Origin of the sequence: Pseudomonas sp. WS 5410 (assembly GCF_012985645.1) — a bacterium.
Lineage (GTDB): Bacteria > Pseudomonadota > Gammaproteobacteria > Pseudomonadales > Pseudomonadaceae > Aquipseudomonas > Aquipseudomonas shahriarae.
Genome location: NZ_JAAQWS010000001.1, coordinates 242009 through 266342 on the forward strand (window position 1 = coordinate 242009; position 24334 = coordinate 266342).

The window sequence follows — 24334 nt, forward strand, 5'->3', positions numbered from 1 at the left end:
CGTTAGATTTCGAGTTCTAGGCGTTCTGCGATGAAGGTTGGATCCCAGCCGGGATTGAAAGTGTCGACGTGGGTGAATCCGAGCCGCTCGTATAGGCCACGCAGGTTCGGGTGGCAGTCGAGCCGCAGCTTGGCGCACCCCTGCGTTCGCGCGGCATGGCGGCAAGCCTCGATCAGCGCGGAGCTGACACCCCGGCCCGCATGTGTCCGTCGCACCGCGAGCTTGTGCAGATATGCGGCCTCCCCCTTGAGGGCGTCGGGCCAGAACTCGGGATCCTCGGCCGACAAGGTGCAACAGCCGACGATGCCGTCGCTGCAACTCGCGACTAGGAGCTCGGATCTCAGGACGAAGGTCTCCGCGAATGTCCGGTCGATCCGCGCGACGTCCCAGGCGGGCGTTCCCTTGGCGGACATCCACGCCGCAGCGTCGTGCATCAGCCGCACAACCTCGTCGATATCACCCGAGCAGGCGACCCGAACGTTCGGAGGCTCCTCGCTGTCCATTCGCTCCCCTGGCGCGGTATGAACCGCCGCCTCATAGTGCAGTTTGATCCTGACGAGCCCAGCATGTCTGCGCCCACCTTCGCGGAACCTGACCAGGGTCCGCTAGCGGGCGGCCGGAAGGTGAATGCTAGGCATGATCTAACCCTCGGTCTCTGGCGTCGCGACTGCGAAATTTCGCGAGGGTTTCCGAGAAGGTGATTGCGCTTCGCAGATCTCCAGGCGCGTGGGTGCGGACGTAGTCAGCGCCATTGCCGATCGCGTGAAGTTCCGCCGCAAGGCTCGCTGGACCCAGATCCTTTACAGGAAGGCCAACGGTGGCGCCCAAGAAGGATTTCCGCGACACCGAGACCAATAGCGGAAGCCCCAACGCCGACTTCAGCTTTTGAAGGTTCGACAGCACGTGCAGCGATGTTTCCGGTGCGGGGCTCAAGAAAAATCCCATCCCCGGATCGAGGATGAGCCGGTCGGCAGCGACCCCGCTCCGTCGCAAGGCGGAAACCCGCGCCTCGAAGAACCGCACAATCTCGTCGAGCGCGTCTTCGGGTCGAAGGTGACCGGTGCGGGTGGCGATGCCATCCCGCTGCGCTGAGTGCATAACCACCAGCCTGCAGTCCGCCTCAGCAATATCGGGATAGAGCGCAGGGTCAGGAAATCCTTGGATATCGTTCAGGTAGCCCACGCCGCGCTTGAGCGCATAGCGCTGGGTTTCCGGTTGGAAGCTGTCGATTGAAACACGGTGCATCTGATCGGACAGGGCGTCTAAGAGCGGCGCAATACGTCTGATCTCATCGGCCGGCGATACAGGCCTCGCGTCCGGATGGCTGGCGGCCGGTCCGACATCCACGACGTCTGATCCGACTCGCAGCATTTCGATCGCCGCGGTGACAGCGCCGGCGGGGTCTAGCCGCCGGCTCTCATCGAAGAAGGAGTCCTCGGTGAGATTCAGAATGCCGAACACCGTCACCATGGCGTCGGCCTCCGCAGCGACTTCCACGATGGGGATCGGGCGAGCAAAAAGGCAGCAATTATGAGCCCCATACCTACAAAGCCCCACGCATCAAGCTTTTGCCCATGAAGCAACCAGGCAATGGCTGTAATTATGACGACGCCGAGTCCCGACCAGACTGCATAAGCAACACCGACAGGGATGGATTTCAGAACCAGAGAAAGAAAATAAAATGCGATGCCATAACCGATTATGACAACGGCGGAAGGGGCAAGCTTAGTAAAGCCCTCGCTAGATTTTAATGCGGATGTTGCGATTACTTCGCCAACTATTGCGATAACAAGAAAAAGCCAGCCTTTCATGATATATCTCCCAATTTGTGTAGGGCTTATTATGCACGCTTAAAAATAATAAAAGCAGACTTGACCTGATAGTTTGGCTGTGAGCAATTATGTGCTTAGTGCATCTAACGCTTGAGTTAAGCCGCGCCGCGAAGCGGCGTCGGCTTGAACGAATTGTTAGACATTATTTGCCGACTACCTTGGTGATCTCGCCTTTCACGTAGTGGACAAATTCTTCCAACTGATCTGCGCGCGAGGCCAAGCGATCTTCTTCTTGTCCAAGATAAGCCTGTCTAGCTTCAAGTATGACGGGCTGATACTGGGCCGGCAGGCGCTCCATTGCCCAGTCGGCAGCGACATCCTTCGGCGCGATTTTGCCGGTTACTGCGCTGTACCAAATGCGGGACAACGTAAGCACTACATTTCGCTCATCGCCAGCCCAGTCGGGCGGCGAGTTCCATAGCGTTAAGGTTTCATTTAGCGCCTCAAATAGATCCTGTTCAGGAACCGGATCAAAGAGTTCCTCCGCCGCTGGACCTACCAAGGCAACGCTATGTTCTCTTGCTTTTGTCAGCAAGATAGCCAGATCAATGTCGATCGTGGCTGGCTCGAAGATACCTGCAAGAATGTCATTGCGCTGCCATTCTCCAAATTGCAGTTCGCGCTTAGCTGGATAACGCCACGGAATGATGTCGTCGTGCACAACAATGGTGACTTCTACAGCGCGGAGAATCTCGCTCTCTCCAGGGGAAGCCGAAGTTTCCAAAAGGTCGTTGATCAAAGCTCGCCGCGTTGTTTCATCAAGCCTTACGGTCACCGTAACCAGCAAATCAATATCACTGTGTGGCTTCAGGCCGCCATCCACTGCGGAGCCGTACAAATGTACGGCCAGCAACGTCGGTTCGAGATGGCGCTCGATGACGCCAACTACCTCTGATAGTTGAGTCGATACTTCGGCGATCACCGCTTCCCTCATGATGTTTAACTTTGTTTTAGGGCGACTGCCCTGCTGCGTAACATCGTTGCTGCTCCATAACATCAAACATCGACCCACGGCGTAACGCGCTTGCTGCTTGGATGCCCGAGGCATAGACTGTACCCCAAAAAAACAGTCATAACAAGCCATGAAAACCGCCACTGCGCCGTTACCACCGCTGCGTTCGGTCAAGGTTCTGGACCAGTTGCGTGAGCGCATACGCTACTTGCATTACAGCTTACGAACCGAACAGGCTTATGTCCACTGGGTTCGTGCCTTCATCCGTTTCCACGGTGTGCGTCACCCGGCAACCTTGGGCAGCAGCGAAGTCGAGGCATTTCTGTCCTGGCTGGCGAACGAGCGCAAGGTTTCGGTCTCCACGCATCGTCAGGCATTGGCGGCCTTGCTGTTCTTCTACGGCAAGGTGCTGTGCACGGATCTGCCCTGGCTTCAGGAGATCGGAAGACCTCGGCCGTCGCGGCGCTTGCCGGTGGTGCTGACCCCGGATGAAGTGGTTCGCATCCTCGGTTTTCTGGAAGGCGAGCATCGTTTGTTCGCCCAGCTTCTGTATGGAACGGGCATGCGGATCAGTGAGGGTTTGCAACTGCGGGTCAAGGATCTGGATTTCGATCACGGCACGATCATCGTGCGGGAGGGCAAGGGCTCCAAGGATCGGGCCTTGATGTTACCCGAGAGCTTGGCACCCAGCCTGCGCGAGCAGCTGTCGCGTGCACGGGCATGGTGGCTGAAGGACCAGGCCGAGGGCCGCAGCGGCGTTGCGCTTCCCGACGCCCTTGAGCGGAAGTATCCGCGCGCCGGGCATTCCTGGCCGTGGTTCTGGGTTTTTGCGCAGCACACGCATTCGACCGATCCACGGAGCGGTGTCGTGCGTCGCCATCACATGTATGACCAGACCTTTCAGCGCGCCTTCAAACGTGCCGTAGAACAAGCAGGCATCACGAAGCCCGCCACACCGCACACCCTCCGCCACTCGTTCGCGACGGCCTTGCTCCGCAGCGGTTACGACATTCGAACCGTGCAGGATCTGCTCGGCCATTCCGACGTCTCTACGACGATGATTTACACGCATGTGCTGAAAGTTGGCGGTGCCGGAGTGCGCTCACCGCTTGATGCGCTGCCGCCCCTCACTAGTGAGAGGTAGGGCAGCGCAAGTCAATCCTGGCGGATTCACTACCCCTGCGCGAAGGCCATCGGTGCCGCATCGAACGGCCGGTTGCGGAAAGTCCTCCCTGCGTCCGCTGATGGCCGGCAGCAGCCCGTCGTTGCCTGATGGATCCAACCCCTCCGCTGCTATAGTGCAGTCGGCTTCTGACGTTCAGTGCAGCCGTCTTCTGAAAACGACAATGGAGGTGGTAGCCGAGGGTGTGGAAACACCCGACTGCCTTGCGTGGTTGCGGCAGGCGGGTTGCGACACGGTGCAGGGTTTCCTGTTCGCCAGGCCGATGCCGGCGGCGGCCTTCGTCGGCTTCGTCAACCAATGGAGGAACACCACCATGAACGCCAATGAACCGAGCACCAGTTGCTGCGTGTGCTGCAAGGAAATCCCGCTCGATGCCGCCTTCACGCCGGAAGGGGCCGAGTACGTGGAGCATTTCTGCGGGCTGGAGTGCTATCAGCGCTTCCAGGCGCGGGCCAGCACTGCGACCGAAACCAGCGTCAAACCGGACGCTTGTGATTCGCCGCCGTCAGGTTGAGGCATACCCTAACTTGATGTCAGGCAGGGCCGCGCCGCTTCGTCAGAATAGAGTCTGCTTTCCCATTTTTTGACACATGCCCGCGAAGGTTATAGATTTCAGCCTGACAGAAATGGGCTTTGAGGCACAACGGAACAGAAAGTGCACTTAAGCCGCCTTCAACCAAGGAGACATCGTGCAGGGGCACCGCATCGGCTACGTCCGGGTCAGCAGCTTTGACCAGAACCCGGAACGCCAGCTGGAACAAACCCAGGTGAGCAAGGTGTTCACCGACAAGGCATCGGGCAAGGACACCCAGCGCCCCCAGCTCGAAGCGCTGCTGAGCTTCGTCCGCGAAGGCGATACAGTGGTGGTGCACAGCATGGATCGGCTGGCCCGCAACCTCGATGACCTGCGTCGCTTGGTACAGAAGCTGACTCAGCGCGGCGTGCGCATCGAGTTCCTGAAGGAGGGCCTGGTGTTCACTGGCGAGGACTCGCCGATGGCCAACCTGATGCTGTCGGTGATGGGGGCCTTCGCTGAGTTCGAGCGCGCCCTGATCCGCGAGCGGCAGCGTGAGGGCATCGCCTTGGCCAAGCAGCGTGGCGCGTACCGGGGCCGCAAGAAAGCCCTGTCCGATGAGCAGGCTGCTACCCTGCGGCAGCGAGCGACGGCCGGCGAGCCCAAGGCGCAGCTTGCCCGCGAGTTCAACATCAGCCGGGAAACCCTCTACCAGTACCTCCGCACGGACGACTGACACATGCCGCGTCGCTTGATCCTCTCGGCCACGGAGCGGGACACCCTGCTTGCGCTGCCGGAAAGCCAGGATGACCTGATCCGCTACTACACCTTCAACGACTCCGACCTGTCGCTGATCCGCCAGCGACGCGGCGACGCCAACCGCCTCGGCTTCGCCGTGCAGCTCTGCCTGCTGCGCTACCCCGGTTACGCGCTGGGAACCGACAGCGAGCTGCCCGAGCCGGTCATCCTGTGGGTGGCGAAGCAAGTCCAGGCCGAGCCGGCGAGCTGGGCAAAGTACGGCGAGCGCGACGTGACCCGTCGCGAGCATGCCCAGGAACTGCGCACCTACCTGCAACTGGCCCCGTTCGGCCTGTCCGACTTCCGCGCCCTGGTGCGCGAGCTAACCGAGCTGGCCCAGCAGACCGACAAAGGCTTGCTGCTGGCCGGTCAGGCCCTGGAGAGCCTACGGCAGAAACGACGCATCCTGCCGGCGCTGAGCGTGATTGACCGGGCCTGCTCGGAAGCCATTGCGCGAGCCAATCGGCGGGTCTACCGCGCCCTGGTCGAACCACTCACGGACTCGCATCGGGCCAAGCTGGACGAGCTGTTGAAGCTCAAGGCCGGCAGCAGCATCACCTGGTTGACCTGGCTGCGCCAGGCACCGCTGAAACCCAACTCTCGGCACATGCTGGAACACATCGAGCGGCTGAAGACATTTCAGTTGGTGGACTTGCCCGAAGGCCTGGGCCGGCACATCCACCAGAACCGCCTGCTCAAGCTGGCCCGCGAGGGTGGGCAGATGACGCCCAAAGACCTCGGTAAGTTCGAGCCGCAGCGCCGCTACGCGACCCTGGCCGCCGTGGTGCTGGAGAGCACCGCGACCGTGATCGATGAGCTGGTCGATCTGCATGACCGCATCCTGGTCAAGCTGTTCAGCGGCGCGAAGCACAAGCATCAGCAGCAGTTCCAGAAGCAGGGCAAGGCGATCAACGACAAGGTGCGCCTGTACTCCAGGATCGGCCAGGCGCTGCTGGAAGCGAAGGAAAGCGGCAGCGACCCCTATGCCGCCATCGAGGCGGTGATTCCCTGGGACGAGTTCACCGAGAGCGTCAGCGAGGCCGAGCTGCTGGCCCGGCCGGAAGGCTTCGACCACCTGCACCTGGTCGGCGAGAACTTCGCCACCCTGCGCCGTTACACGCCGGCCTTGCTGGAGGTGCTGGAACTGCGCGCCGCGCCGGCCGCGCAAGGCGTGCTGGCAGCCGTGCAGACCCTGCGTGAGATGAACGCCGACAACCTGCGCAAGGTGCCGGCCGATGCACCCACGGCCTTCATCAAGCCGCGCTGGAAGCCGCTGGTGATCACCCCGGAAGGCCTCGACCGGAAATTCTACGAAATCTGCGCCCTGTCCGAGCTGAAGAACGCCCTGCGCTCCGGCGACATCTGGGTCAAGGGCTCGCGGCAGTTCCGCGACTTCGACGACTACCTGCTGCCGGCCGAGAAGTTCGCCGCACTCAAGCGCGAGCAGGCCCTGCCCCTGGCGATCAACCCGAACAGCGACCAGTACCTGGAAGAGCGTTTGCAGCTGCTGGACGAGCAGTTGGCCACCGTCACCCGCCTGGCCAAGGACAACGAGCTGCCCGATGCCATCCTCACCGAGTCAGGGCTGAAAATCACCCCGCTGGATGCGGCGGTGCCGGATCGGGCGCAGGCGCTGATCGACCAAACCAGCCAGTTACTGCCGCGCATCAAGATCACCGAACTGCTGATGGACGTGGACGACTGGACGGGCTTCAGCCGCCACTTCACCCACTTGAAGGACGGGGCCGAGGCCAAAGACAGGACGTTGCTGCTGTCCGCAATCCTCGGTGATGCGATCAACCTCGGGCTGACCAAGATGGCCGAGTCGAGCCCCGGCCTGACCTACGCCAAGCTGTCCTGGCTGCAAGCCTGGCACATCCGCGACGAAACCTATTCGGCGGCCTTGGCCGAGCTGGTCAACCACCAGTATCGCCACGCCTTTGCCGCCCACTGGGGCGACGGCACGACCTCATCCTCCGATGGCCAGCGCTTCCGCGCGGGTGGCCGGGGCGAGAGCACCGGGCACGTCAACCCGAAGTACGGTAGCGAGCCGGGACGGCTGTTCTATACCCATATCTCCGACCAGTACGCGCCGTTCAGCACCCGCGTGGTGAATGTCGGCGTCCGCGATTCCACCTATGTGCTCGACGGCCTGCTGTACCACGAGTCCGACCTGCGGATCGAGGAGCACTACACCGACACGGCCGGCTTCACCGATCACGTCTTTGCCCTGATGCACCTGCTAGGCTTCCGCTTCGCGCCGCGCATCCGCGACCTCGGCGAAACCAAGCTGTACGTGCCGCAGGGCGTGCAAGCCTACCCGACGTTGCGCCCGCTGATCGGCGGCACCCTGAACATCAAGCACGTGCGTGCCCACTGGGACGACATCCTGCGCCTGGCCAGCTCGATCAAGCAGGGCACCGTCACCGCCTCGCTGATGCTGCGCAAGCTCGGCAGCTACCCGCGCCAGAACGGACTGGCCGTGGCCCTGCGCGAGCTGGGCCGGATCGAGCGCACGCTGTTCATCCTGGACTGGCTGCAAAGTGTTGAACTGCGCCGCCGCGTGCATGCCGGCCTGAACAAAGGTGAGGCGCGCAACTCGCTGGCCAGGGCGGTGTTCTTCAACCGCCTTGGGGAAATCAGGGATCGGAGCTTCGAGCAGCAGCGCTACCGGGCCAGCGGCCTCAACCTGGTGACGGCGGCTATCGTGCTGTGGAACACGGTGTACCTGGAACGCGCCACCCAGGGGTTGGTCGAGGCCGGCAAGCCGGTGGACGGCGAGCTGCTGCAATTCCTGTCGCCGCTGGGCTGGGAGCACATCAACCTAACCGGCGATTACGTCTGGCGGCAGAGCCGCAGACTGGAAGACGGGAAGTTTCGGCCCTTACGGATGCCCGGAAAACCTTAGCGTACGATTTTTTCCGAATTCTGCGGGCTCCCCTATCTCATCTGCGCAAGGCAGAACGTGAAGACGGCCGCCCTGGACCTCGCCCGCGAGCGCCAGGCGCACGAGGCCGGCGCGCGGACCCGCGCCACGGCCCACGAGCGGACGCCGCAGCAGGAGCGCCAGAAGGCCGCCAGAGAGGCCGAGCGCGGCCGTGAGGCTTGGACGCTAGGGCAGGGCATGAAAAAGCCCGTAGCGGGCTGCTACGGGCGTCTGACGCGGTGGAAAGGGGGAGGGGATGTTGTCTACATGGCTCTGCTGTAGTGAGTGGGTTGCGCTCCGGCAGCGGTCCTGATCAATCGTCACCCTTTCTCGGTCCTTCAACGTTCCTGACAACGAGCCTCCTTTTCGCCAATCCATCGACAATCACCGCGAGTCCCTGCTCGAACGCTGCGTCCGGACCGGCTTCGTCGAAGGCGTCTATCGCGGCCCGCAACAGCGGCGAGAGCGGAGCCTGTTCAACGGTGCCGCCGCGCTCGCCGGCATCGCTGTCGCCGGCCTGCTCCTCAAGCACGGCCCCAACAGTGAAGTAGCTGATTGTCATCAGCGCATTGACGGCGTCCCCGGCCGAAAAACCCGCCTCGCAGAGGAAGCGAAGCTGCGCGTCGGCCGTTTCCATCTGCGGTGCGCCCGGTCGCGTGCCGGCATGGATGCGCGCGCCATCGCGGTAGGCGAGCAGCGCCTGCCTGAAGCTGCGGGCATTCCCGATCAGAAATGAGCGCCAGTCGTCGTCGGCTCTCGGCACCGAATGCGTATGATTCTCCGCCAGCATGGCTTCGGCCAGTGCGTCGAGCAGCGCCCGCTTGTTCCTGAAGTGCCAGTAAAGCGCCGGCTGCTGAACCCCCAACCGTTCCGCCAGTTTGCGTGTCGTCAGACCGTCTACGCCGACCTCGTTCAACAGGTCCAGGGCGGCACGGATCACTGTATTCGGCTGCAACTTTGTCATGCTTGACACTTTATCACTGATAAACATAATATGTCCACCAACTTATCAGTGATAAAGAATCCGCGCGTTCAATCGGACCAGCGGAGGCTGGTCCGGAGGCCAGACGTGAAACCCAACAGACCCCTGATCGTAATTCTGAGCACTGTCGCGCTCGACGCTGTCGGCATCGGCCTGATTATGCCGGTGCTGCCGGGCCTCCTGCGCGATCTGGTTCACTCGAACGACGTCACCGCCCACTATGGCATTCTGCTGGCGCTGTATGCGTTGATGCAATTTGCCTGCGCACCTGTGCTGGGCGCGCTGTCGGATCGTTTCGGGCGGCGGCCGGTCTTGCTCGTCTCGCTGGCCGGCGCTGCTGTCGACTACGCCATCATGGCGACGGCGCCTTTCCTTTGGGTTCTCTATATCGGGCGGATCGTGGCCGGCATCACCGGGGCGACTGGGGCGGTAGCCGGCGCTTATATTGCCGATATCACTGATGGCGATGAGCGCGCGCGGCACTTCGGCTTCATGAGCGCCTGTTTCGGGTTCGGGATGGTCGCGGGACCTGTGCTCGGTGGGCTGATGGGCGGTTTCTCCCCCCACGCTCCGTTCTTCGCCGCGGCAGCCTTGAACGGCCTCAATTTCCTGACGGGCTGTTTCCTTTTGCCGGAGTCGCACAAAGGCGAACGCCGGCCGTTACGCCGGGAGGCTCTCAACCCGCTCGCTTCGTTCCGGTGGGCCCGGGGCATGACCGTCGTCGCCGCCCTGATGGCGGTCTTCTTCATCATGCAACTTGTCGGACAGGTGCCGGCCGCGCTTTGGGTCATTTTCGGCGAGGATCGCTTTCACTGGGACGCGACCACGATCGGCATTTCGCTTGCCGCATTTGGCATTCTGCATTCACTCGCCCAGGCAATGATCACCGGCCCTGTAGCCGCCCGGCTCGGCGAAAGGCGGGCACTCATGCTCGGAATGATTGCCGACGGCACAGGCTACATCCTGCTTGCCTTCGCGACACGGGGATGGATGGCGTTCCCGATCATGGTCCTGCTTGCTTCGGGTGGCATCGGAATGCCGGCGCTGCAAGCAATGTTGTCCAGGCAGGTGGATGAGGAACGTCAGGGGCAGCTGCAAGGCTCACTGGCGGCGCTCACCAGCCTGACCTCGATCGTCGGACCCCTCCTCTTCACGGCGATCTATGCGGCTTCTATAACAACGTGGAACGGGTGGGCATGGATTGCAGGCGCTGCCCTCTACTTGCTCTGCCTGCCGGCGCTGCGTCGCGGGCTTTGGAGCGGCGCAGGGCAACGAGCCGATCGCTGATCGTGGAAACGATAGGCCTATGCCATGCGGGTCAAGGCGACTTCCGGCAAGCTATACGCGCCCTAGGAGTGCGGTTGGAACGTTGGCCCAGCCAGATACTCCCGATCACGAGCAGGACGCCGATGATTTGAAGCGCACTCAGCGTCTGATCCAAGAACAACCATCCTAGCAACACGGCGGTCCCCGGGCTGAGAAAGCCCAGTAAGGAAACAACTGTAGGTTCGAGTCGCGAGATCCCCCGGAACCAAAGGAAGTAGGTTAAACCCGCTCCGATCAGGCCGAGCCACGCCAGGCCGAGAACATTGGTTCCTGTAGGCATCGGGATTGGCGGATCAAACACTAAAGCTACTGGAACGAGCAGAAGTCCTCCGGCCGCCAGTTGCCAGGCGGTAAAGGTGAGCAGAGGCACGGGAGGTTGCCACTTGCGGGTCAGCACGGTTCCGAACGCCATGGAAACCGCCCCCGCCAGGCCCGCTGCGACGCCGACAGGATCTAGCGCTGCGTTTGGTGTCAACACCAACAGCGCCACGCCCGCAGTTCCGCAAATAGCCCCCAGGACCGCCATCAATCGTATCGGGCTACCTAGCAGAGCGGCAGAGATGAACACGACCATCAGCGGCTGCACAGCGCCTACCGTCGCCGCGACCCCGCCCGGCAGGCGGTAGACCGAAATAAACAACAAGCTCCAGAATAGCGAAATATTAAGTGCGCCGAGGATGAAGATGCGCATCCACCAGATTCCCGTTGGAATCTGTCGGACGATCATCACGAGCAATAAACCCGCCGGCAACGCCCGCAGCATCGCGACCGTCATCGGTGAGAAGTTCGGCAGGTATTGGGTGGTGACAATGTAGGTGCTGCCCCAAATGGCAGGTGCTATCGCTGTGAACAATAAATCGGGCGTGCGTAATGACATGCGATTACAAGACCTCCGCTACGGCGATGGGTTTTTGAGAGTTGCAGGCGCCGCGATGACCGCACCCTGACTTGGACTGGCCCTGCCTCGCACCAATCCACCTGCGGCTATGGCCGCGATCATGCGAGGCCCGAAAATTACACGACCTGTACACGTCCGCCGAACCCGGAACGCAACAGAGCTTCGTGGGCATCCCGATCCGGGTCGTAGCAGCAGTCCTGGACCAAACGCACGTCGTAGTCCGCATCACTAGCCCAGGCGACGCTTGAAAGAACAACGCCGGTGGTGCTTATCCCGGCCATGACAAGCGTGCTTACGCCGCGCGTCCGAAGGTCGGCGTCGAGCGCCGTGCCATAAAAGACGCTGGCTCGCGGACATGCATAGAAAAGGTCGCCCCGTTCGATCGCAAGCCCTTCGACGGGCAGACCGGTGCGAAATCGTCCGCTCGGGAGATACGGTGAGATTTGGCGATTCGTCGCCGGCGGCGCATGTTCATACTCTTCGCCGAGCGAAAAGTTGGGGAACAGCACGGGCCGGCCGCGCAAGGCGTGCTGGCAGCCGTGCAGACCCTGCGTGAGATGAACGCCGACAACCTGCGCAAGGTGCCGGCCGATGCACCCACGGCCTTCATCAAGCCGCGCTGGAAGCCGCTGGTGATCACCCCGGAAGGCCTCGACCGGAAATTCTACGAAATCTGCGCCCTGTCCGAGCTGAAGAACGCCCTGCGCTCCGGCGACATCTGGGTCAAGGGCTCGCGGCAGTTCCGCGACTTCGACGACTACCTGCTGCCGGCCGAGAAGTTCGCCGCACTCAAGCGCGAGCAGGCCCTGCCCCTGGCGATCAACCCGAACAGCGACCAGTACCTGGAAGAGCGTTTGCAGCTGCTGGACGAGCAGTTGGCCACCGTCACCCGCCTGGCCAAGGACAACGAGCTGCCCGATGCCATCCTCACCGAGTCAGGGCTGAAAATCACCCCGCTGGATGCGGCGGTGCCGGATCGGGCGCAGGCGCTGATCGACCAAACCAGCCAGTTACTGCCGCGCATCAAGATCACCGAACTGCTGATGGACGTGGACGACTGGACGGGCTTCAGCCGCCACTTCACCCACTTGAAGGACGGGGCCGAGGCCAAAGACAGGACGTTGCTGCTGTCCGCAATCCTCGGTGATGCGATCAACCTCGGGCTGACCAAGATGGCCGAGTCGAGCCCCGGCCTGACCTACGCCAAGCTGTCCTGGCTGCAAGCCTGGCACATCCGCGACGAAACCTATTCGGCGGCCTTGGCCGAGCTGGTCAACCACCAGTATCGCCACGCCTTTGCCGCCCACTGGGGCGACGGCACGACCTCATCCTCCGATGGCCAGCGCTTCCGCGCGGGTGGCCGGGGCGAGAGCACCGGGCACGTCAACCCGAAGTACGGTAGCGAGCCGGGACGGCTGTTCTATACCCATATCTCCGACCAGTACGCGCCGTTCAGCACCCGCGTGGTGAATGTCGGCGTCCGCGATTCCACCTATGTGCTCGACGGCCTGCTGTACCACGAGTCCGACCTGCGGATCGAGGAGCACTACACCGACACGGCCGGCTTCACCGATCACGTCTTTGCCCTGATGCACCTGCTAGGCTTCCGCTTCGCGCCGCGCATCCGCGACCTCGGCGAAACCAAGCTGTACGTGCCGCAGGGCGTGCAAGCCTACCCGACGTTGCGCCCGCTGATCGGCGGCACCCTGAACATCAAGCACGTGCGTGCCCACTGGGACGACATCCTGCGCCTGGCCAGCTCGATCAAGCAGGGCACCGTCACCGCCTCGCTGATGCTGCGCAAGCTCGGCAGCTACCCGCGCCAGAACGGACTGGCCGTGGCCCTGCGCGAGCTGGGCCGGATCGAGCGCACGCTGTTCATCCTGGACTGGCTGCAAAGTGTTGAACTGCGCCGCCGCGTGCATGCCGGCCTGAACAAAGGTGAGGCGCGCAACTCGCTGGCCAGGGCGGTGTTCTTCAACCGCCTTGGGGAAATCAGGGATCGGAGCTTCGAGCAGCAGCGCTACCGGGCCAGCGGCCTCAACCTGGTGACGGCGGCTATCGTGCTGTGGAACACGGTGTACCTGGAACGCGCCACCCAGGGGTTGGTCGAGGCCGGCAAGCCGGTGGACGGCGAGCTGCTGCAATTCCTGTCGCCGCTGGGCTGGGAGCACATCAACCTAACCGGCGATTACGTCTGGCGGCAGAGCCGCAGACTGGAAGACGGGAAGTTTCGGCCCTTACGGATGCCCGGAAAACCTTAGCGTACGATTTTTTCCGAATTCTGCGGGCTCCCCTGGCACGGCCTCTTACGCATCACCTAGTCCAGCTTGTAGACTGGCGATGTAACTCACAATGAATGCGTCCTCCGATCCGCGCTCCTTGTGATAACCAACCACGTTGGCCAGCGTCCACCGCAGCAACCTCATCAGCACCGGATCGGAAGACTTCCAGCTGCTCGACTCGTACTGATACCGGCTTTTGGTGAAAACATCTCGGTACCGCTCGAACGAATCTTCTTGGCTGTCCAAGGCCAACGCTTTACGAATGTCTGCAGGCACGGCATGAAACAAGGTCAACAGATCGTGACCGTCACGACGCTGATCGGCTGGCGTCTTGCCGGTTGACTGAAGATGCTTGTGAGCCGCTTTGAGTGCATCAACGTCAATCGTGTAGGTTTCACCGGACGTATCTTGATGCTGGTCTGGTACAGAAATGAAGCTTTTCAGCAGTATTTCCATGCCGATCGCTGCGTTAACCATGGAAACATGTGGGAGGTTTTGGGCGTCTAGAAGCTCAGAAGCTTTGAGATAATTATGGGCGCTTTCAAGCATCCAACCTGAGAAGTAACTAATCGAACGTAGCTCCTTTTGATCCATGTAAGAATTCAAATTTCGTTAAGTGATCACCTGGAGGAAAATGTGAACCCAAAACCAAAGCCTAAAAGTAAAAGCTGGAGAATCAAAGGCCAGGATGCCGCCGATGGAACTGGCGATTTGATCATTCCACTGAGTGACGATCTTCTGTCGAGCATTAATTTGGCCAACGGCGACAAACTCGACCTGGAAGTAAAACCTAACGGCACGATAATTCTGACTCCAGTTCGTACGTAGCATCAATTATGGTGAGAGATAGCGTTCCAATTTGGAAGATAACGAGCAAGGATGACCTACCCTGCCCTTTAATAGCTATAAGATACAACTCAACTAAATAGTCATTTAGTTGAGTTGTATTGAATCGCTTTAGTAATGCGGACCTTAAATTGTAAAATCGATTTGCTACGTATCCTGGGCTGAATAGTAGCTAAAGTAACGAACTGAACAGCGATTACCATCTACAGACTGAGCTAATCTGCTGGCTAAAAATAGAGACCATCCAGATCCATCCCCTCCACAGATTCCTGAAAAAGCTTCAGCTCTAGGGCTAGCATGTTCTGGATTAAGGGTAGATCTACCCTCCTCAGCCAGTATTTATTCGATCGCTTCTATTGTCGGTAACTGGGTGGCGAACTTAGGCGCCTTTAGAAAGCAGATTATGGGCCCACAATGATCGACCTTGCAGCACCCGCCTCTATGGCCCGAAGAGGCAACCTCTTCATTGACTCCACTCCACAACACAGCAAAGCACGTAACCATTGCCGGTGGAGCAGCAATAGAAATCTTACGTGAAAAATCAGCGCTCGGAAGTAAACTTTGAAATTTCGGGAAGTAAATCGTTGAAACGGTGGTCTCGAGTTTGGAGATCAGTTTTACCTGCAAGCTTAAGGCCTGGCACCTGTAACGCTCAGATGGCGCGGATTCAGATACGGTGCTGCGTGAAATGTAAGTGATTACCTTGGGCTTGGCTGCCGAGATTTTACTGCTCGGAGCGCTGCCGGCGCAGTAAAAAAGTGAACCTTTCTCGAATATAACACTGCGCATTATTTACAATCGAACTCATCAATATCAACTATGCAGTTTCTACCCATGGATTTTGCGTGATAGAGCGCGCTATCTGCGGAGGTCAACAACTGCTTGAGAGTAGATCGCGATTCACTCATCGAGGCACATCCAATACTGACCGTGACTTTGATTTCCTCACCACCAGCATCGACACTAGATGCTTCAATACTGCGTACCGGTTCGGCGAGAACGAACAGAAAGTCCCCGACGTCGAACGTTTGATCGAAGTGGTTGAACGCCGCCATCAGGTACGGTTGCACCGACCGCAAGCGCAACCTGCGACCACTGACCAGCGTGCGCAGACGGTCCAGCAAGTCTTGCGGTAAGGCGGCAGCAATCCGGTCGTAACCGGCGGGCTCCGCCGACAGCACCAGACTCCAGGGTTGGGCGGGTACGCCATAAAGGTCTTCGAAGCACAGTTGAGCGAAGCCCTGCAATTCGTCGGGGCTGCTGATCTGGTCGCTCCATGGCACCAGGCAAAACCGACTGAAGTGCCCAGAGATCACCACGCGCAATTCTGAACCGGCACGGGCATGCTCACCGAGCAAGCAATCGAGGGTTTCCAGTGCAACCGTCCAGGAGTGGAAACCCTCGTCGATAAAACCGACGCTGCCCAGCCAGCGAGTTTCACTGCCATGGCGCTGGCCGAGCCCGACACCACCGGCGCCGAGTACGGCGACATAACGATCACGAGACAAAAGTGACACGATTGATCTCCTCGAGCGTGGTCCGCCCCGTTTGCACCAGCACCAGCGCCGACTCGCGCAACAAGCGCAAGCCACGGCCACAGGCCAGGGCCTTGATTTTCGAAATGGGTTGGCGCTCGACGATCATTTGCCGCAGTTCATCGTCCAGGTGCAGCAGTTCGGCAATCGCCGTACGCCCGCGGTAACCGGTACCACGGCAATGGCCGCAACCCTTGCCGTGGACGAAGTGGTAGTGACCCACGTTCTGCGGGTCGAGCCCGGAGGCTTGTAGTTCTTCGTCAGTCGGATGGCTTGGCGCACTGCAACTGGCACAGACCAGCCGTATCAAACGCTGTGCCAGCACTGCGTTGAGTGCCGAGACCAGGCTGTACGGGTCAATTTCCATCTGGGTGAAGCGGCCAATCACGTCAAACACGTTGTTAGCGTGAATCGTGGTGAACACCAAGTGTCCTGTAAGCGCCGATTGCACGGCGATCTGAGCGGTGTCGGGGTCGCGTATTTCACCGACCATGATCTTGTCCGGGTCGTGGCGCAGGATCGAGCGCAACCCACGGGCGAAGGTCAGGCCTTTTTTCTCGTTGACCGGAATTTGCAGCACGCCTGGCAGTTGGTATTCCACCGGGTCTTCGATGGTGATGATCTTGTCCACGCCGTGATTGATCTCGGTGATCATCGCGTAGAGCGTGGTGGTTTTGCCGCTGCCGGTCGGGCCGGTCACCAGCACCATGCCGTAGGGTTCGGCAGCCAGGCGACGCAATTGGCGCAAGGTTTCATCCTCAAAGCCCAGGGCCTGCAATTGGACGCCGCTGACTTTGTCAGCCAAGTCCTGTTTGTCCAGCACCCGCAGCACCGCGTCTTCACCGAAAATGCTCGGCATGATCGACACCCGAAAGTCGATCTGCCGGCCGCTGATACCGATTTTGAAGCGTCCGTCCTGAGGCACGCGCTTTTCGCCAATGTCCAGTTCGGCGATGACCTTGACCCGAGAAATTACCTGTTCGGCGAACTCGCTACCCTGGATCTTGCTGATGTTATTCAGTACCCCATCAATGCGGTATTTGATGACCAGGCCACTGCCAGTCGTGCCCAAATGGATGTCGCTGGCATGCATCTTCAACGCATCGTAGAGAGTGGAGTTGACCAGCTTGACGACGACACTGGCGTCTTCGCTGATGCTGGTCAGGGACAGGCTTTGCAGGTTGTCGACCTGCACATTCGCAGCGGCCTGGGGGTTGAGCGATTCCACCGCGTGGAAGCTTTCCTCATGACGGGCCAGATAGACTTTGAGGTCATCGACGTGTACCAGGTACAGCGGCGCGCCATGCAGGCAATCGTCGATCCAGGCCAGGCGCGCAGCGTCGAAGGGGTCGGCGAACACGCCGATAACCGCGTCGTCATGGCGCAGCAGGATGAACTCGCGCTTGAGGCATTGGGCCAGGGTGACCCGATCGAACACGGGGGGAGAATCAAACAGGGTATCGGTGTCCAGCACCGGATAATGCAGGGTTGCGCCGAGGCATTGAACAAAGGGCATGGGTGCCAGCTCGCACAACACCCCTAGGGCGTCCAGCACTCGTTCACCGGAACTCGCGGCCAGCAATCGTGCCTGGACCAACTGTTCACTGGAAAAACGTGAGGGTACACAGTCCAACGGTGCCGGTACGGCGGCAAGGGATAAACGTTCCATGACTTGCTCTCCAACGCCCGGGGCTTAACGCCCTGTCGGCGCGGCAAGCCATCACGGTGGGAGCCGGAACGTCGTGTCGCGCCACTACTCCCCGGTGAGCAATTGTCCGTCGTCCTGTGCTGTGGAGGCCGATGTTCGTCGGCGATCCGCCAGCACCCAACTACCGTCGTACAACTGCAGCGGGAAACTCTCGATCCTGTTCTGGCGTCGTTCGACGTAGCCTTCGGAGGTGCTCGCGCCAACTTTGGCTTCGCGCACCATCCCTAGAAGGTCACAGACTGCACGGGCCAATTCCGCCAATGGAAACGGTTTGAACAGGATATGGCTGACGCCCAGTTGCCGGGCCCGCTCACAGACTTCAGCGGTTGGGTGCCCGGTAATCAGCACAAAATGACACTTCCTGTTCTGGCGGACGGCATCGAGCACCTCAAAGCCTTCCATATCCGGCAAGCGGTAATCGAACACCATCACATCGGGTGCAAAACGTTCGGCTTCGCCGATTGCCCTGGCACCGTCGTGAGCTATCCGGACTTCCAGCGCTTGCGCCTGAAGGTAGACCTTGAGGTTTTCAGCAAGAAGCTGTTCGTCTTCGACAACCAGTACTTTGTTTAACAAGGTCCACTCCCTGAGCGCGCAAGTCCGAGTACCGAACCTGGCAGAGTGCGTGCCTTATGAGGACTAACGCACACTTCATGCCAGGCCGATCAGCGGTGTTTTTATCGCTTCATATCGTTGAATTATAAAGCAATGATATTTTGTCCTAACCCACCTCCCCCCAAAGACGGGGAAGCGATTGGATTAGCTTTGAAGCTTTTCCCCACTATTGGGGGGAAGGCTTATTCATCATTCTGCTCGATGCGATTACGAGATCGTAATTGCACCAGGACATCTCGACGAGCCTGAGCCTTTTGCTGCCGGGTAAGATATGCCCGAACGGCTTCAAGCCCCTGCTGTTCTATGACATCGACCGCCGCCTGATGGTTCTGTAAGTAGATCAAATGCCAACCGACCGGTGTGCGTACCGGCTGGCTGACTTGCCCAGGTTTCAAAGCAAACGCCGCCGCTTCGAATTCAGGCATCATGCGTCCGCGCGCAAAGTAGCCCAAAGCTCCACCTGCGCTGGCCGAATCATCCTCGGAGCCGGTACGGGCGACGCTGGCGAAGTCTGCGCCTTGGGCGATTTGTACGCGCATACCCTCTAAGCGTAGTCGCGCAACTTCAACTGTGGCGGCATCGGCGTTTTGAGGGACTTTGATCAGGATGTGCCGTGCCTCGATTTGCTCCGGCACGCCCATTTCAGCGCGGTGCAATTGGAACAACGCCCTGACCTGTTGTTCGTCCGGCTCAGCCATTTGCGTCAGGTCGGCGAAGACTTGTTGCGCGGCCAGTTCGCGGCGGGTGTACTCGGTGAAACTCGCCTCATCGAAACCGCCATCGAGCAGCCGGCGGGCAAACACTTCGCTACCCCCCATGGCCTGGCGGGTCTGTTCGACCTGGCGTTGCACCGTGGCGTCGCTGATCAGCACCCCGCGTTTGAGCGCCTCCTGCCACAGCAATTCCTTATTGATCAAAGCGTCCAGGGCAGCCTGACGCAGTTCCTTATAGGCCTTGGGATTGCGAATGCTGCCCACAGCCCGACCCTGGTCTTGCAGGTATTCGACGAAATAACGCTCCAGACGGAATTCGGAGATCTCCTCGCCGTTGACCCGTGCGGCAGCCGGTTCGTTATTGCTGAAGGCCACGGGCACCCAAAGCATCAGCAGCAGGAGTGGAGTTTTGAGCGTCATGGTCGAGGTCTCCAATCAGGGTGTGGCGGTAATGGATTTGTAGGGGGCCACCAGGTAAAAGCGCTGGTCTGGCAAGTCCACCGTGACGATATGCGCGCCGCTCAGGCCCAGACGCCGGCCAGGGCCAAAGCTGATTGGCGGGGTCAGCCCGGTGTCGAAGTCGTGCAGCCCTTCGAGGGCGCTGATCAGCTTCTCGCGGCTGGCGTCGCGCCCAGCCTGCTTCATGCTTTCACTGAACAGCAGCATCGAGCTAAACGCGCCGACCTGCAGCACCGCATGTTCTCCGCCCAAGCCTTGATGTTCGCGCAGTCTGATAAGCGCCACGCGCCCTGCCTGCGTACAGTCGCTGGGTATGAACGGATACGCGAGGAACACTCGCCGGGAAAACTCGCGGGGTAGCCGCCAAAAATCCCCCGTCACCTGATTCGACGCAGCGAACAAGTACGGTCCCTGCCCCGTCCCCTGCAAGCGCTCGGCCATACCGATCAAACCGTCACTACTGCCCAGGTAAAACACCGAGCGTGAATCCGGTGGCAATGCGTCCTGAGCCGAGTTGTAGGCGTGTAACCGAACGTCTTGCCAAGCGTGATCCTGTAAATATTGACCGAGGTTTTGTGCCGCCGATTGCTGATCGGGGTCACCGGTGTAGACGATCAGCGTCGGCCCCTGAAGCACCTGTAAACTGTCAGTGGCATAGTCGGCCAAGGCGATCAATTGCTCGCGCAAACCTGGCAACGGTTCAAATATCTGCCGACTGCTTGGGGTGGCGCCCAGCCGCGACAGTGTCCCGATCAATGGAACCCCGGCGCGCTCCAGACGCACGGCTAATTCCGCATCCAGTGCCGGTGCCAGTGGCGCGATCAAGGCGAACACCTGTTCCTGTTCAATCAATCGGTCAAGAGCCTGCACAGCACTGATGCGATCCGGGCCTGGATCGAGGATTGTCAGGCGCAAAAACCGGCCATGAATCCCTCCCGCCTCGTTGATATGTGCCACGCTGCCCTGGAGTATCGCCGCCACCGTCGCACCCTCCTCGCTCAATGGTCCGTGACTCGGCAACAACGTGCCCAGGTGCAGACTATCGCTGCCCAGGCCCGGATCACGGTCATCGGCGAGACGCTTGAGGTAGGCGCCGAGATTGCGTTGATCATTCATCGACAGCACGAATCGAGGCATGGCCGGGTCCAGCCGATTGTTGCCGGGGTCGCGTCCTTCCTGGACCGCACGAGCCAGGCCGCCGTCAGTGTAAGCCGGGTAATTGCGGCCATTGATCTGCCGCTGACCGTAAACGTTGCTGAGCCGCGACCAGCTCAGGTCTGGCGGGCGTACTCCACCCTCCACGCGGCCCTGGCCATCGGCACCATGGCAGTTGGCGCACGGCAGGCTGCTGGCGGGAAGGACTATGTCCGCCGCACCAACCCGCGCCATGACAGGCTCACCGCTGACCGATAAACCTTCACGGTACAACCGTTTGCCGGCACTTTCGCTGGGCGTCAGTGGCAGCGCGCTGGCGCTCAGGCTGATGCTGGCGAGGAAGACCAGGAAGGCAATTTTCATGACCCGGACTCACCGACCGACCACGGGCATTGTCAGCAATTGCAAGCGCTGGGCAATGGCAGCGGCCGGGGCATCGGGGCGAATCTTGCTCCAGCGTTTGTTGGCCACGTCACCGACGATCAGTTGTGTGGAGTGTTGCTCGGGGGTCGGTACGATCTGACCGATACGGCCCAACACCAAGTCCATTTGTGCCTTGTCGCCGGTGAGAAAATACCAGTGGGGGCCATCGACCCCTTGCTTCAAGGTATAGGCCTTGAGTACGGCCGGAGTGTCCCGAAGCGGATCACTGGTCAGGGAAATAAAGGTAATGCCATCGGCCTTGTCGCCCAACACCTCACGAACCTCCTTGAGCTTGCGGGTGATCAGTGGGCACGCATCGTTGCAACTGGTAAATATCACATTCAGCAGCACCACCCGATTTTGCAGCACGTCGCTGTAGAACCGCAGGGTATTGCCGTTCTGGTCCTGCAACGGCGTGTCGGTGAACCAGGTTTGCCCATCGTAAGTACCGCCGGCAGTTTGTACGGCAGGAGCCTGGGGAGTGGACGAATGCCCCTCGTGGGCCAACGTCATCGAACTCGACAGGCACAAGCTGAGCATCAGGAGGATCCAGTCGAACCGTTTCATGGCTGACTCTCCATCGCGATCGCAGAGTGTTTGACGTGGATACTGCGTTGTCTGCTGAGCTGTTCCACTTCGCGGGTCAGTACTGTCGGATCGGTGAAACCGTAGTAACGGGTCCAGTGACGACTGTTTCCGTCACCGACCATGATCAGCGGCGCATGCTTTTTGAAGTCGCCGCTGAAGGTGCCCAGGCCTTTGAGGGTTTCGCTCACCGATTGTGTGGAACCGGTGAGCCAGCTCCAGCCCGGCCCCTCCCGGAAACCGCGGGCGTAGTCATTCAGGCGTTGGGGGTCATCACGCTGGGGGTCAATGCTGATTGACACCAGTTGCACCTCGTTGCCGACCCGGGCGCCGAGTTGTTTTTGCACCTTGCCCATGATCGACGACACCACCGGGCACACCGTAGTGCAATGGGTGTAGATGAAACTCATGACCACGATTTTGTTGGTCACCAGGTCCTTTTCCAGTCGCACCGGTTTACCGTTCTGGTCCAGCAGCTCCACATCGGCGAATTTCACCTCGGCACTTTCCTGAGTATTGGCCGGTGGCGCGCTGTGCCCTGCATGCTCATCCGCCGAGTGCGCGAGGGCCTGGCCGACGCCAGTGGTCAACAGGCCAATCGTCAGCAGGGTACGGTATGCAAATTGTTTCATGTGGATTTCCTCTTCAAAAAGCCTCGCCGGGCAATACCCGAACGCTGGCAAACGTTTTGTCATCGAAACTCGCGCCCAGTGATGCGGCGCGCACATGCAGGTACCACGCGCCGCTCTGGGCGAGGGTCACCGGCACTTCGTAAATGCCGTCACCGACGTCGAGTGCCGCCACCTCTTGCGCTCTTGAAGTCGGTGCGCGGAAGTAACGTACGTGCACGTCCTCCACCCCACTGCGTGGCGCTTTTGGAGTGCCCTGGACGATGCGAAAGCGCACGACATAAGGACTGCCGAGCACCACCGTGGAGTGGTCGAGCATGAATTCCACCTTGGGTGCGTCGGACGCCAGATTGAGGTTTTTGTCCGGCTCCACCTGGGTGGTGAAGCAATGGATAATGTTCGGTTGATTGAGCAGGAAGGCCACGTCGAAACGCCCGGCAGCTGGCAGTTTGATCCGTGTGCTGTACAACCCCGGCTCCACTTCGCGCAGGCTGCGGTCGATGACCATCGCCGCTCGGGCCATTTGCCCGCGATTGGGGTAACCGGACATAGGCGCGTTCATGCCTTCGGCGTAGAAGTAGGTGGTGTTGTCCGTCGGGTTGACCACAAACACCGCGTTGTCGTCCCGCGACACCGCCATGCTGGAGGCCAACGGCAAATCACCGGCTAGCCGAGGCGCCTGGGGCCCGGCTTCGAAACCCTGGCTGATCGGCGTGCGACCTTCGCCGAGAGACGCCAGGTTGATCATCGTCACCTTGGCGGAGGCCAGGCCGCGCACGTAGGCATAAGCCTTGCTGAACAGCACTTGGAAGGGCTCGGCGGAGACATCAATGGCATGGATCAGTGAATCGGTCGCGGCGTCGATCACCTCGGCGCGGTTCTCCAGGGTGTTAAGCACCATGCCGAAACGCCCATCCGCACTGAAACCCATCGGGCCCAGCCCCCGGCTCATCTTGATCACCCGCCGTACCGCCAGGCTGGCGGCATCGATCACGGTCAAAGTGCCATCATTGCCGTCGGCGACATACACCGCCTCGGACAGCGCCGAATAAGCCACTGACAAAGGGTGCGTGCCGGTCTTGAGTTGCCGGCTGATGGTCAGGGTGGTGATGTCGATGATGCTCAGGGTGCCGTCGTCACGGTTGGTGACGAAGGCGTAACGACTGTCCTTGCTGAAAGCGATTTCGTGGTGGCCGTTGCCTGTTGCGAGGTGCTTGAGGGTTTTGAGGCTATGGCTATCTATCACCGTGACGCCGGACGCCTGCGATGTGTTTGCATTGTTGCCGATCCACAGCAAGCGCTCATCCGGTTGCAGCGCTACCCGCGTCGGCTGGCTGCCGGCGGTGACCGAATCAATCAGTTTGAATTGTTCACTGTCGAGCACCGCCACTTCCCCAGCAGTCGGCATCGAGAGGAACACTCGTTTGTTGTCCCGTGTGGAGACCCAATCCACAGCGGGTTGCTTGAGATCGACCCGTGCCATGGTGCTGGTGATCCCGCCGACAGACACCGAAGGGTCGACCACCGAAACGCTGGCGTCGCGGTTCATCACCAGCAGGAAATAGCTGTTCATATCGAGCATGGGCCGCGCCCCGATACTCGACTTGAGGAACACCCCGACCCGGGACTTGCAGCTCTTCTCACGGCCCTGGGCCTGGTCGGCAGCGACAGTTTCCGGGTCCAGCCAGGCGCCGGGATTCACCCCTGAGAGCGGCTGGCCCGAGTGGCTGTCGCGGACCCGAAACTGCACGTCGGCGAAACTGCCTTCGCGCAGCACACCGTCCTCGGCCAGCGGCTGAACCTTGAAGTCCACCCACACACCGTCACGCGCCAACGTCTGGCCGCTGTGGGCATTCGCCAGCGCAACCTCAGCGGGCAGCGTGGACGGCGCCGTGCGCCAGACGCCCAGCCAGACCAGTGCCATGCCGACAACCAGCACACACCCGACCACATTGGCGCTCCTGTTCATG

General features: G+C 60.4%; 20 protein-coding genes and 4 pseudogenes. 8 read left to right on the forward strand and 16 right to left on the reverse strand.

Translation table 11 applies throughout. From position 1 onward, the window contains the following. Positions 1-2 precede the first annotated feature (2 nt). The 4 genes and pseudogenes from HBO24_RS01015 to aadA1 all read right to left on the reverse strand — a co-directional run bounded on the left by HBO24_RS01015 (position 3) and on the right by aadA1 (position 2766). A complete protein-coding gene (locus tag HBO24_RS01015) occupies positions 3-503 on the reverse strand; it encodes a GNAT family N-acetyltransferase (RefSeq protein ID WP_000376623.1) in 501 nt (166 codons plus the stop codon). Positions 504-630: 127 nt separating this feature from the next. Continuing rightward, positions 631-1470 (reverse strand): sulfonamide-resistant dihydropteroate synthase Sul1, encoded by an 840-nt coding sequence (gene sul1, locus HBO24_RS01020; RefSeq protein ID WP_000259031.1) that lies wholly within the window; start codon positions 1468-1470, stop codon positions 631-633. Next, positions 1464-1811, reverse strand: a complete 348-nt coding sequence (locus tag HBO24_RS01025) for a quaternary ammonium compound efflux SMR transporter QacE delta 1 (protein ID WP_000679427.1) — start codon at positions 1809-1811, stop codon at positions 1464-1466. Before HBO24_RS01025 ends, sul1 begins: the two co-directional genes overlap by 7 nt. Before the next feature lie 116 nt (positions 1812-1927). Then, positions 1928-2766, reverse strand: a pseudogene (gene aadA1, locus HBO24_RS01030) (ANT(3'')-Ia family aminoglycoside nucleotidyltransferase AadA1). A gap of 148 nt (positions 2767-2914) precedes the next feature. On the opposite strand from aadA1, the gene intI1 reads away from it, so the two are divergent. The 5 genes and pseudogenes from intI1 (at position 2915) to HBO24_RS01060 (ending at position 8487) form a co-directional block, all read left to right on the forward strand. Next, complete coding sequence (gene intI1 / locus HBO24_RS01035) at positions 2915-3928, forward strand: class 1 integron integrase IntI1 (RefSeq protein ID WP_000845048.1); 1014 nt, start codon at positions 2915-2917, stop codon at positions 3926-3928. Between the two features lie 202 nt (positions 3929-4130). Continuing rightward, positions 4131-4481: pseudogene (locus HBO24_RS01040) on the forward strand (DUF3330 domain-containing protein); the annotation flags it as partial. Between the two features lie 175 nt (positions 4482-4656). Further along, a complete protein-coding gene (locus HBO24_RS01050; RefSeq protein ID WP_001161490.1) occupies positions 4657-5217 on the forward strand; it encodes a recombinase family protein in 561 nt (186 codons plus the stop codon). A 3-nt stretch (positions 5218-5220) separates the two neighbouring features. Beyond that, positions 5221-8187: a Tn3-like element TnAs1 family transposase gene (locus HBO24_RS01055; protein ID WP_001138014.1), complete on the forward strand. Its 2967-nt coding sequence runs from the start codon at positions 5221-5223 to the stop codon at positions 8185-8187. Between the two features lie 57 nt (positions 8188-8244). Then, on the forward strand, positions 8245-8487 hold the full coding sequence (locus HBO24_RS01060) for a transposase (RefSeq protein WP_000844627.1): 243 nt from the start codon (positions 8245-8247) through the stop codon (positions 8485-8487). 31 nt (positions 8488-8518) lie between these two features. On the opposite strand, the gene tetR(A) is transcribed toward HBO24_RS01060, so the two are convergent. After that, positions 8519-9169: a tetracycline resistance transcriptional repressor TetR(A) gene (gene tetR(A), locus HBO24_RS01065; RefSeq protein WP_000164043.1), complete on the reverse strand. Its 651-nt coding sequence runs from the start codon at positions 9167-9169 to the stop codon at positions 8519-8521. Between the two features lie 105 nt (positions 9170-9274). Here tetR(A) and tet(A) point away from each other — a divergent pair, with 105 nt between their 5' ends. Then, on the forward strand, positions 9275-10474 hold the full coding sequence (gene tet(A), locus HBO24_RS01070; RefSeq protein ID WP_000804064.1) for a tetracycline efflux MFS transporter Tet(A): 1200 nt from the start codon (positions 9275-9277) through the stop codon (positions 10472-10474). 31 nt (positions 10475-10505) lie between these two features. Here tet(A) and HBO24_RS01075 read toward each other — a convergent pair whose 3' ends face one another. Both HBO24_RS01075 and HBO24_RS01080 read right to left on the reverse strand, forming a co-directional pair. Then, a complete protein-coding gene (locus tag HBO24_RS01075) occupies positions 10506-11390 on the reverse strand; it encodes an EamA family transporter (protein WP_000058717.1) in 885 nt (294 codons plus the stop codon). 137 nt (positions 11391-11527) lie between these two features. Continuing rightward, positions 11528-11920, reverse strand: a complete 393-nt coding sequence (locus tag HBO24_RS01080; protein ID WP_001351729.1) for an isochorismatase family cysteine hydrolase — start codon at positions 11918-11920, stop codon at positions 11528-11530. Between the two features lie 3 nt (positions 11921-11923). Here HBO24_RS01080 and HBO24_RS01085 point away from each other — a divergent pair. Further along, a pseudogene (locus HBO24_RS01085) lies at positions 11924-13675 on the forward strand (Tn3-like element TnAs1 family transposase); the annotation flags it as partial. A 45-nt stretch (positions 13676-13720) separates the two neighbouring features. On the opposite strand, the gene HBO24_RS01090 reads toward HBO24_RS01085, so the two are convergent. Further along, positions 13721-14290 carry a hypothetical protein gene (locus tag HBO24_RS01090; protein WP_232544741.1) on the reverse strand — a complete coding sequence of 190 codons (570 nt, stop codon included), beginning with the start codon at positions 14288-14290 and terminating at the stop codon, positions 13721-13723. A 42-nt stretch (positions 14291-14332) separates the two neighbouring features. Between HBO24_RS01090 and HBO24_RS01095 the strand changes: the two genes are divergently transcribed. Beyond that, positions 14333-14524, forward strand: coding sequence for a hypothetical protein (locus HBO24_RS01095; protein ID WP_143110307.1), 192 nt, complete (start codon positions 14333-14335; stop codon positions 14522-14524). 848 nt (positions 14525-15372) lie between these two features. Here HBO24_RS01095 and HBO24_RS01100 read toward each other — a convergent pair. From HBO24_RS01100 to HBO24_RS01135, 8 genes and pseudogenes are all read right to left on the reverse strand, one after another. Next, positions 15373-16059, reverse strand: a pseudogene (locus tag HBO24_RS01100) (diguanylate cyclase); the annotation flags it as partial. Then, positions 16040-17746 (reverse strand): GspE/PulE family protein, encoded by a 1707-nt coding sequence (locus HBO24_RS01105; RefSeq protein ID WP_170059147.1) that lies wholly within the window; start codon positions 17744-17746, stop codon positions 16040-16042. The gene HBO24_RS01105 and the pseudogene HBO24_RS01100, both read right to left, overlap by 20 nt. Before the next feature lie 84 nt (positions 17747-17830). Then, the gene (locus HBO24_RS01110; RefSeq protein ID WP_057436522.1) at positions 17831-18361 is read right to left on the reverse strand and encodes a response regulator; all 531 of its coding nucleotides are present in this window, start codon (positions 18359-18361) and stop codon (positions 17831-17833) included. A 221-nt stretch (positions 18362-18582) separates the two neighbouring features. Then, a complete protein-coding gene (locus HBO24_RS01115) occupies positions 18583-19533 on the reverse strand; it encodes a peptidylprolyl isomerase (protein WP_170059148.1) in 951 nt (316 codons plus the stop codon). Positions 19534-19548: 15 nt separating this feature from the next. Then, positions 19549-21090 (reverse strand): ABC transporter substrate-binding protein, encoded by a 1542-nt coding sequence (locus HBO24_RS01120; protein ID WP_170059149.1) that lies wholly within the window; start codon positions 21088-21090, stop codon positions 19549-19551. Positions 21091-21099: 9 nt separating this feature from the next. Beyond that, entirely contained in the window at positions 21100-21717 is a 618-nt protein-coding gene (locus HBO24_RS01125; protein ID WP_057436527.1) for an SCO family protein, read from the reverse strand. Beyond that, positions 21714-22367: an SCO family protein gene (locus HBO24_RS01130; protein ID WP_057436529.1), complete on the reverse strand. Its 654-nt coding sequence runs from the start codon at positions 22365-22367 to the stop codon at positions 21714-21716. The genes HBO24_RS01125 and HBO24_RS01130 overlap by 4 nt, the downstream gene beginning before the upstream one ends. Positions 22368-22380: 13 nt before the next feature. Then, on the reverse strand, positions 22381-24333 hold the full coding sequence (locus HBO24_RS01135) for a cytochrome D1 domain-containing protein (protein WP_170059150.1): 1953 nt from the start codon (positions 24331-24333) through the stop codon (positions 22381-22383). Position 24334: the final 1 nt, after the last annotated feature.

Bases quoted from the DNA above. Each gene is read 5' to 3' on its own strand.
- HBO24_RS01120 (WP_170059149.1), bottom strand. From the start codon at position 21,090: ATGAAAATTGCCTTCCTGGTCTTCCTCGCCAGCATCAGCCTGAGCGCC.
- HBO24_RS01105 (WP_170059147.1), bottom strand. From the start codon at position 17,746: ATGGAACGTTTATCCCTTGCCGCCGTACCGGCACCGTTGGACTGTGTA.
- HBO24_RS01130 (WP_057436529.1), bottom strand. From the start codon at position 22,367: ATGAAACAATTTGCATACCGTACCCTGCTGACGATTGGCCTGTTGACC.
- HBO24_RS01090 (WP_232544741.1), bottom strand. From the start codon at position 14,290: ATGGATCAAAAGGAGCTACGTTCGATTAGTTACTTCTCAGGTTGGATG.
- HBO24_RS01015 (WP_000376623.1), bottom strand. From the start codon at position 503: ATGGACAGCGAGGAGCCTCCGAACGTTCGGGTCGCCTGCTCGGGTGAT.
- intI1 (WP_000845048.1), top strand. From the start codon at position 2,915: ATGAAAACCGCCACTGCGCCGTTACCACCGCTGCGTTCGGTCAAGGTT.
- HBO24_RS01115 (WP_170059148.1), bottom strand. From the start codon at position 19,533: ATGACGCTCAAAACTCCACTCCTGCTGCTGATGCTTTGGGTGCCCGTG.
- HBO24_RS01075 (WP_000058717.1), bottom strand. From the start codon at position 11,390: ATGTCATTACGCACGCCCGATTTATTGTTCACAGCGATAGCACCTGCC.
- HBO24_RS01055 (WP_001138014.1), top strand. From the start codon at position 5,221: ATGCCGCGTCGCTTGATCCTCTCGGCCACGGAGCGGGACACCCTGCTT.
- HBO24_RS01135 (WP_170059150.1), bottom strand. From the start codon at position 24,333: ATGAACAGGAGCGCCAATGTGGTCGGGTGTGTGCTGGTTGTCGGCATG.
- sul1 (WP_000259031.1), bottom strand. From the start codon at position 1,470: ATGGTGACGGTGTTCGGCATTCTGAATCTCACCGAGGACTCCTTCTTC.
- HBO24_RS01125 (WP_057436527.1), bottom strand. From the start codon at position 21,717: ATGAAACGGTTCGACTGGATCCTCCTGATGCTCAGCTTGTGCCTGTCG.
- HBO24_RS01025 (WP_000679427.1), bottom strand. From the start codon at position 1,811: ATGAAAGGCTGGCTTTTTCTTGTTATCGCAATAGTTGGCGAAGTAATC.